The following is a 6,023-nucleotide window of genomic DNA, read 5'->3' as shown; positions in this document are numbered from 1 at the left end:
TTCGTTCCTCAGTTCTGGAATGACGGGCTTTGAGGAGTTGATGACCTGACGGCGATGAATAGCGGGGCTACAATTTCGAGCTAAGTATTACTGATCTGTTGGAGATTATTTACGTCATTCCCGAAAGCGACGGAGGAGTGGAATCGGGAATCTTTTGTTTAAATTGGGTAATCTTAGGCCGACAAATACAGTTGCTCAAATTTTAATCGCTTAAGTTTGAATGTCTTAATAAACGCAGGGTTTTACAATGCTTGTTGAAGTTGCGTAAAGCCTGTACAATTCGCGCCCTTAATTATTGTTCCGTCATTGAGAGGCATCATGACCACAGCTAAAGTCAATCTACTCGATTTTGATCGTAAAGGTCTTCGTAAATTTTTCACAGAAGAACTGAATGAGAAAGCGTTTCGAGCAGAGCAAGTGATGAAGTGGATTTATCACTTCGGTGTCGATGACTTCGAACAAATGAACAACATCAACAAAAAGTTACGTGAGAAACTTCAACGTCGCTGTGAGATTATTGCACCTGTTGTTTCTGAAGCTCAACACTCTTCAGATGGCACAATTAAATGGGCGATGAGCGTTGGCGACCAAGACGTTGAAACGGTATACATCCCAGATGGTGACCGTGCGACGCTATGTGTCTCTTCACAGGTTGGTTGTGCTCTTGAATGTAAGTTCTGCTCTACAGCTCAACAAGGCTTTAACCGTAACCTAAAAGTTTCAGAGATTGTTGGCCAAATCTGGCGTGCATCTCGCGAAATCGGCCTAGAAAAAGAAACCGGTCGTCGTCCAATTACTAACGTTGTAATGATGGGTATGGGCGAGCCTCTATTGAACATGAAGAACCTAATGCCATCATTAGAAATCATGCTTGATGATCTAGGTTTCGCACTGTCTAAGCGTCGTGTAACTGTATCAACTTCTGGTGTTGTTTCTGGCCTTGACCAAATGACAGACAACATCGATGTCGCATTGGCTATTTCTCTACATGCGCCAAACGATGCACTACGTAGCCAAATCATGCCGATCAACGACCGTTGGGATATCCAAGACTTCCTAGCATCTGTTCGTCGTTACATTGCATCTTCAAATGCTAACCGCGGTAAAGTAACGGTTGAGTACGTGCTATTGGATCATGTGAATGATGATATGGACCACGCCCGTGAACTTGCAGAGCTAATGAAAGAGACGCCTTGTAAGATCAACTTAATTCCATTCAACCCTTACCCGGGTTCGCCTTATAAGAAGCCAAGCAACTCTCGTATTGATCGCTTCCAAAAAACGCTGATGGAATACAACTACACAGTAACCGTTCGTAAGACTCGTGGTGATGATATTGATGCCGCGTGTGGTCAGTTAGTCGGTGATGTGATTGATAGAACCAAACGTACCAAAATGATCAAAGCAGCCTCTGAAGCGAACTTGATTGCCGGTGGTGTGATTGAAGTAAAAGCGGTATAAAACGCGATTAGAACCTAAACAAGCCAGAAGTCTTACTTCTGGCTTGTTGCTTTTCTGGGGTACAGTTTTTGATTTTTTGGACTTCTTGCCCACGCTTTCTTACATTTTTCGTCAAATTTTGGACAAAACCATGAGCTGACGGTAAATTTTGTTTAAAGTGTTTTTGCCTTGTAATGGCATTAGCTTATGATTAACTAATCTTAAATTAATTTAAGTGCTCGCTTGCTACCGATCATCAATATGTCTATTTAGGTTGGCTACTTGATAAACTAGCTTCCTGAGAAGGTCATCCATAACAAATGAATGATGTTCGCCTTTAAGGGTTGATGATTTAGATAGCAGGAAAAATTCCACATAACGTGGGTTGTTAGATTGAGCTTAAACGACAATAAGAAAACGCTCTCCTCAACCTGCGATAATACTTTAGAAGTTCACTCTCTATGAACACAGAACAAGATACACAAGCGCAAGAAAACGTAGCTCCAGCTTTGGAAGCGGGAACGCTGCTTAAGAACAAACGAGAATCTCTTGGTTTAACGCAAAAGCAGATTTCTGATCGCTTGAAACTTCGCGTTACTCTGATCCAACAAATTGAAGAAAACCAATTCGAGTCAGATCAAGTGGCGACGTTTATGCGTGGCTATATTCGTTCATACGCGAAATACGTCAATCTTGACGAAAAAGTCGTATTGAGTGCGCTGCATCATGCCGGTGATGCTCAGCATCAAGAGCAAGAAATGCTGAGTTTTTCTCGTAAGACCAAAACCGAGAAGCACAACAGCCGTATTATGATCCTGACTTGGAGCATTTTTGCGGTCATTGCGGGTATCTCCTCACTTTGGTGGTGGCAGAACCAACAGCAAGACACCCTATCTCAATCTTTAGCGAATACTGAAAGCTCAGAAGAACTAGCGGTAGAAGAATCACTTGCCCCTGAATTCACCTCTTTAGAAGTGATTGAAGCTGAACAAAACGAAGCGGGTGCTTCTGTTGTTGAAGGTACTGAAGGCCTTGCTGCGATAAGCGATGCGGAAGATACTTCAGATGCTGTTACTCCAGCTGACGAAACTCCTGCACAACAAGCAACAGAGACAGAACCAACAGCTGAAGTTGCTGCTAATGCAGAAGCGGTTGAAGCAAGTACTGCTCCTGAAGCTGTGGCTAACGAGCTAGTGATGCAGTTCACTGCTGATTGCTGGATCCAAGTAAAAGATGCAACGGGTAAAACCTTGTCAACTGGCATAAAAAAAGCAGGTCAGTCGTTAAATCTTTCAGGAACTGCGCCATATAAAGTGATTCTAGGTGCGCCAGAAGGCGTATCAATGACATTTGCAAGTGAACCTGTCGACCTTTCTGGGTATACTTCAGGCAAAGTAGCTAGAATAACCTTACCTTAGAGTTAATATGCAACACGAATCTCCTATTATTCGTCGCAAATCAACCCGTATTTATGTGGGTGATGTGCCGATCGGTGATGGTGCACCAATTGCTGTGCAATCCATGACCAACACAAGAACAACAGATGTAGCCGCGACCGTTGCTCAAATTAGAGCTTTGGAAAAAGTTGGCGCTGATATCGTTCGCGTATCTGTACCGACTATGGATGCCGCTGAAGCCTTTAAGCTAATCAAGCAGCAGGTCTCTGTTCCTTTGGTTGCTGATATTCACTTCGACTACCGTATCGCACTTAAAGTGGCTGAATACGGCGTTGACTGTCTGCGTATCAACCCAGGTAACATCGGTAACGAAAGCCGTATCCGCTCAGTTGTTGATTGTGCACGTGATATGAATATTCCGATTCGTATTGGTGTTAACGGCGGTTCTCTTGAGAAAGAGATCCAAGAGAAATACACAGAACCTACAGCAGAAGCGCTTGTTGAATCAGCAATGCGTCACGTAGATATCCTAGACCGTCTGAACTTTGATCAATTCAAAGTCAGCGTTAAGGCGTCTGATGTGTTCCTTGCTGTCGGTTCTTACCGTTTGCTTGCTCAGCAGATTGATCAACCTCTTCACCTTGGCATTACCGAAGCGGGTGGTGCGCGTGCAGGCTCTGTGAAGTCCGCGGTAGGTTTAGGTATGCTTCTTTCTGAAGGTATCGGCGATACGCTGCGTATCTCGCTAGCGGCTGATCCTGTTGAAGAGATCAAAGTGGGCTTTGATATTCTTAAATCTTTGCGCATTCGTTCGCGTGGCATCAACTTCATTGCGTGCCCGAGCTGTTCTCGTCAAGAGTTCGATGTTATTAACACCGTTAATGCCCTTGAAGAACGCTTAGAAGACGTGATCACTCCAATGGATGTATCTATCATCGGTTGTGTGGTTAACGGCCCTGGTGAAGCTGAAGTGTCTCACTTAGGTTTAGCTGGTAGTGCACGTAAGAGTGCCTTCTACGAAGATGGTAAGCGTCAGAAAGAGCGCTTCGACAACGATGACCTTGTCGACAAACTTGAAGCTAAGATTCGTGCAAAAGCGTCAGTGCTTGATAAAGCAAATCGCATTGATGTAGAAAACTTAGAAGATTAATACAACGCGATGGGGTGTGATTGTCTATTCGCACTAACACCTGGTCGTGAGAAATTACGGAATAAATACTGTGGCTAAAAATATCCAAGCAATTCGAGGCATGAACGACTGCCTTCCAACTCAATCACCACTGTGGCAGAAAGTAGAAAGCGCAGTTAAAAACGTGGTGAGTGCATATGGTTACAACGAAGTACGTATGCCTATCGTTGAAGAAACAAACCTATTTAGCCGTGCAGTTGGTGAAGAGACAGACGTTGTTTCTAAAGAGATGTACACCTTTGACGACCGCAATGGCGATAGCCTAACGCTGCGTCCAGAAGGCACAGCAGGTTGTGTTCGTTCATGTATTCAAAATAGCCTTATCAACCGTGATGAACAGCGCCTATGGTACATGGGTCCTATGTTCCGTCACGAGCGCCCTCAAAAAGGTCGTTACCGTCAATTCCACCAATGTGGTGTTGAAGTGTTTGGCCTAGACGGTCCAGACGTTGATGCAGAACTTATCATGATGACAGCACGTCTATGGCGTGAGCTAGGCATCGATAAGCACGTTCGCCTAGAGCTGAACTCAATCGGTTCTCAAGAAGATCGCGTAAGCTACCGCACTGCGTTAGTGGCTTTCCTTGAGCAACACATTGATGTGCTTGACGAAGACTGCAAACGTCGCATGCACACTAACCCTCTACGTGTACTTGATACTAAGAACCCTGATGTTCAAGCTATCTTAGGTGACGCACCTCGACTATCTGAATATCTAGGTGAAGAATCGAAGCAACATTTTGCTGGTTTGTGTGAACTTCTTGACGCTGTTGGTATCGAATACCAAGTTAATGAGCGTCTAGTACGTGGCCTAGATTACTACAACCGTACCGTATTTGAATGGATCACAGACAGCCTTGGTGCTCAAGGTACAGTATGTGGCGGCGGTCGTTACGATGGTCTTGTTGAGCAACTAGGCGGCAAAGCAACCAATGCAGTTGGCTTCGCAATGGGTCTAGAGCGTCTGGTTCTGATGATGGAAACGCTAGAGCTAACAGAAGTTCGTCGTAGCGTTGATGTATACGTAGTTGCTGCTGGCGAAGGTACTATGATCGCGGGCATGCAGTTAGCGAATCAATTACGCGACACCGTTGAAGGCGTGCGTGTAATGAACCACTTCGGTGGTGGTAACTTCAAGAAGCAATTCAAACGTGCTGACAAAGTAGGTGCTGTTGTGGCGCTGGTACTTGGTGAGAACGAAGTTGCTGACAATACAGTTGTGCTAAAAGATCTGGTTGGCGGCGAGCAAGAAACCGTGTCTCAAACGGAAGTTGCAGAGAAAGTTGCTGCGCTAATCTAATTAGCCATTGAGCAAACGCTCATAATGAATACTAACGTCAGCACTATGCTGGCGTTTAAAGAATTAAAGAGGACAGGAAGTGGAACTTTACGATAGCGAAGAGCAACAAGTTGAAGCCATTAAAGATTGGTGGAAAGAGAACGGTAAAGCCGTAATCTTTGGTGCGGTTATTGGTTTAGGTGGTCTATTTGGCTGGCGCTATTACCAAGATTCAGTGGTTGAAGCGCGTGAAGCAGCTTCAGAAGGCTACACCTCTGTAATTTCAGCTCTTGATACTAAGGGCGTTGATGCTCAATCTGATATTCAAGCTTTCATCGACGCAAACAAAGACGCTGAGTACTCAGTACTTGCTGCTATGCAATTAGCAAAAGTACAAGTACAAGCGGGTGAGCTAGCAGCAGCACTTGAACAGCTAGAGTGGGCAAAATCGGCAACTAAGGACGCGGCACTTGCGCCACTACTTACTTACCGTGTTGCACGTATTAAAGCTGAGCAAGGTGAATTTGACGCAGCACTGACTGATCTTGCTGCTATGACAGATGAATCTTGGAAAGGCCGTGTTGCTGAACTGCGTGGTGATATCTCACTTCGTAAAGGCGACACTGACGCAGCATACAGTGCTTACACAGAAGCACAGCAAGCTGTTGACGCTAGCCAAACGCTTCAAATCAAACTTGACGACCTAGCTAAATAAGGC

General features: G+C 44.9%; 5 protein-coding genes. All 5 read left to right on the top strand.

Features of this window, described 5'->3' with window-relative positions; translation table 11 throughout:
* The first annotated feature begins 318 nt into the window (after positions 1-318).
* The 5 genes from AB6E85_RS21065 (at position 319) to AB6E85_RS21045 (ending at position 6,020) form a co-directional block, all read left to right on the top strand.
* Complete coding sequence (locus AB6E85_RS21065; protein WP_248369796.1) at positions 319-1,461, top strand: bifunctional tRNA (adenosine(37)-C2)-methyltransferase TrmG/ribosomal RNA large subunit methyltransferase RlmN; 1,143 nt, start codon at positions 319-321, stop codon at positions 1,459-1,461.
* Positions 1,462-1,901: 440 nt separating this feature from the next.
* Positions 1,902-2,858: a cytoskeleton protein RodZ gene (gene rodZ / locus AB6E85_RS21060; protein WP_248369794.1), complete on the top strand. Its 957-nt coding sequence runs from the start codon at positions 1,902-1,904 to the stop codon at positions 2,856-2,858.
* Positions 2,859-2,865: 7 nt separating this feature from the next.
* Complete coding sequence (ispG, locus tag AB6E85_RS21055; protein WP_050619863.1) at positions 2,866-3,987, top strand: flavodoxin-dependent (E)-4-hydroxy-3-methylbut-2-enyl-diphosphate synthase; 1,122 nt, start codon at positions 2,866-2,868, stop codon at positions 3,985-3,987.
* Between the two features lie 70 nt (positions 3,988-4,057).
* Positions 4,058-5,326: a histidine--tRNA ligase gene (hisS, locus tag AB6E85_RS21050; protein WP_017062514.1), complete on the top strand. Its 1,269-nt coding sequence runs from the start codon at positions 4,058-4,060 to the stop codon at positions 5,324-5,326.
* Between the two features lie 79 nt (positions 5,327-5,405).
* Complete coding sequence (locus tag AB6E85_RS21045; RefSeq protein WP_019822120.1) at positions 5,406-6,020, top strand: YfgM family protein; 615 nt, start codon at positions 5,406-5,408, stop codon at positions 6,018-6,020.
* Positions 6,021-6,023: the final 3 nt, after the last annotated feature.

This window comes from Vibrio sp. 10N.247.311.51, assembly GCF_041467855.1.
GTDB classification, from domain to species: domain Bacteria; phylum Pseudomonadota; class Gammaproteobacteria; order Enterobacterales; family Vibrionaceae; genus Vibrio; species Vibrio coralliirubri.
The sequence above is the reverse complement of the archived record's forward strand: the minus strand, read 5'-3'. Positions and strand labels throughout refer to the sequence as shown.